The sequence below is a fragment of the Goekera deserti genome (assembly GCF_010685995.1).
GTDB lineage: Bacteria > Actinomycetota > Actinomycetes > Mycobacteriales > Geodermatophilaceae > Goekera > Goekera deserti.
In genome coordinates this window covers 1-689 of sequence record NZ_JAAGWK010000053.1, presented here as the reverse complement: position 1 = coordinate 689, position 689 = coordinate 1, and the positions used below count along the sequence as shown (strand labels likewise).

The window sequence follows — 689 nt, the reverse complement described above, 5'->3', positions numbered from 1 at the left end:
GAAGACATAATCAGTAGCAATAGACATAGTTTTCTTATTTAAGATACTAATATAGTGTCTAAAATTATCATCAATTGATACCTTTATTTTACCAACAAAGTTCCTTATATGGCTTGTTGATTCCTTATAGGCTCTCATCACGCTTTCCATAGCAACTATCATTTGGTCTGAAAGGGCATCAATACGCTCACCAGCATCACCAACACCAGAAGTAGGGATAACTACCTGCGGTAGGGTCAGGATATTCATAATGATTTTGCCTGACGGCAATTGCCTTTTTGCCAATACGGTAGGCGTTAGCACCAATCTACGTCTGTGGTCAATGTCCCATCCCATAAATAAATCTGAAACCTCTGTTGATTTTTTCAATAGGGCATATGTATCAGCAGTTTCCAACTTCTCAGTGTTGTATGTTTTGGCATTCCCGCCATCACCATCAAATTTAAGCCCTAGGATAGCCGCAAGCTCAAATGAGTTGTTTGAGTTCATTGCGTTCATTGCACGTGCGTAAATGGTCCCATTGTTCTTTCTGAGGTGGTTCTCAAAGTGTTTCTTGATGATACCAAGTTTCTTGTAAATCTCATGCTCAATGTCAATCTGGTCAAACTTTTTCTCAAGGTCAGCAAGAGTATGTATGTCAAGGTCATAGCACGTCTTGTCAATGATTCTGGCAACAGGATTGGCAAACT

The 689-nt window shown here is 39.6% G+C and carries 1 protein-coding gene; it reads right to left on the bottom strand.

Annotation, left to right across the window (positions count from 1 at the left end; all coding sequences use genetic code 11):
• Positions 1-689 (bottom strand): hypothetical protein (locus G1H19_RS22360; RefSeq protein WP_163638902.1); only part of this gene is annotated, 689 nt, incomplete at both ends.